General features: G+C 63.6%; 2 protein-coding genes and 1 pseudogene. 2 read left to right on the forward strand and 1 reads right to left on the reverse strand.

From position 1 onward, the window contains the following. Nucleotides 1–494 (forward strand): annotated as a pseudogene (locus tag EN884_RS35180) (trigger factor); the annotation flags it as partial. A 160-nt stretch (nt 495–654) separates the two neighbouring features. Further along, complete coding sequence (locus EN884_RS35185) at nt 655–1,179, forward strand: hypothetical protein (protein ID WP_128361093.1); 525 nt, start codon at nt 655–657, stop codon at nt 1,177–1,179. 119 nt (nt 1,180–1,298) lie between these two features. Here the strand turns inward: EN884_RS35185 and EN884_RS35190 are convergent. Next, nucleotides 1,299–1,653: glutamine amidotransferase (locus EN884_RS35190; RefSeq protein ID WP_245462741.1), on the reverse strand; the 355-nt coding region annotated here is incomplete at its 5' end.

Genomic DNA, 1,653 nt, shown 5'->3' on the forward strand with positions numbered 1-1,653 from the left:
ATCGTGATCTGGAAGCAGCCGGACGCACCTTCGCCGACGAAGAGACGACGGAAGAAGAGGCGCGCGCCGAGTATCTGCGGCTTGCCGAGCGCCGCGTGCGCCTCGGGCTGGTGCTGGCTGAAATCGGCGAGAAGGCCGGCGTGACCGTATCGGACGAAGAGCTGCAGCGCGGCCTGTTCGAGCAGGTGCGGCGCTATCCAGGAAACCAGCAGCAGGAAGTCTTCGAGTTCTACCGCAACAACCCGGAAGCGTTGAACACGCTGCGGGCGCCGATGTTCGAGGAAAAGGTGGTCGACCATCTGCTCGGTCAGATTTCGGTCACCGACGTCAAGGTCAGCAAGGAAGAGCTGATGGCCGACGACGAAGAGGACGAGACCGCCGTCAAGGCGAAGCCGGCGAAGAAAGCCGCCGCCAAGAAGGCCGACGCCAAGACGGCCGACGACGCGGAAGAGCCCAAGAAGAAGGCCGCGCCGAAGAAGAAGGCCGCCGAATAACACCAGCGCTCCGCTGAAACAGGAAGGCCGCCCTCGAGGCGGCCTTTTTCGTTGCCAAACTGCAACAGCCGCCATGCTTCGCGAGCGACGGCCTGTGGCGACCAAGCTTTGATCATTATCTGCGCTTCTATTGCAAGCCGCTTGGTTGTTGGAGGGCGTGTTGAGACTGTTCGTCGAATTGGGACACGCTTCGGCAATCGCGCTGATCCTTATCTCGGTCTGCGGCATTGCCCAGGCCGGCACGGTGCCTGACAACTGGCGCTTCGGCACGAGTGAAGACGGCCTCGTGACGGCCTCGCTCTACGCCACCAACAAGCTGATCACCGGCGGCGGTGCCTTGAGCTACAGCCCGATCCTGACGATTGCCTGCCGGGCAAACGGCGAGCCGCATTGGACTGAATGGCTGCAACTGAACGACGCTGTTTCGGCCAGCCGCAAGATCACCATGTCGATTACGGTCGATCAGGAGAGCAAGTTCGACGAAAGCTGGTCGGTCGGGCCGCGCGGCCGGATGCTGGTGCGCGATGGCGCCGATGGCATCAGGCGCCTTGTCGCCGCGAACCGGCTCCAGCTTTCGTGGCGGTTCGGGCTGCTGGCGGGGCGCGGCGAGGTCGAAATCGGCCTCGCCGGGTTCGGCGAAGCGGTCAGCCAGGTTGCCGGAAACTGCAACACCGATCCGCCGTGAACGACCGTGAGGCGAAGGCGGCAACGGCCGAGCTCGCCGTTCCCGGTGATGCTGATCGGCTTCAAACCTTTGTTCTCATACATGTCGTTGCCTCAAAAACGCACTTTGGGGCGACATCATCAAACGGCGTTGCTGACCCAGCGGAGCACGTTGGTCCAAAGCCGCGCATAGCCGGGCCATTCGACAAAACTGTTCGGCAGCCAGTGCGGTCCGATGTCCGACGTCCAGACCAGCGTGCGCCCTTCGCCGTGACGCCCGGTGACCAGCAGGGGATGGCCGCCCTGGTCCTGCGGCAGCCGCGCCAGAACCTCGACATCGTCGCGATCGCGGGCGACGACCTCGTTGGCGCCGAGCAGCAGCGGCCATTCGCCCTCAATGCCGGCAAAAAGCGGATGGTCTCTTGAGCCAGTGATCTCGGGACGAAAGCCCTCCGGAATTTCGAGGCGGTCATCATTGGGAAGGCAGGTCACCGGC

This window comes from Mesorhizobium sp. M7A.F.Ca.AU.001.01.1.1 (genome assembly GCF_004022735.1).
Lineage (GTDB): Bacteria > Pseudomonadota > Alphaproteobacteria > Rhizobiales > Rhizobiaceae > Mesorhizobium > Mesorhizobium ciceri.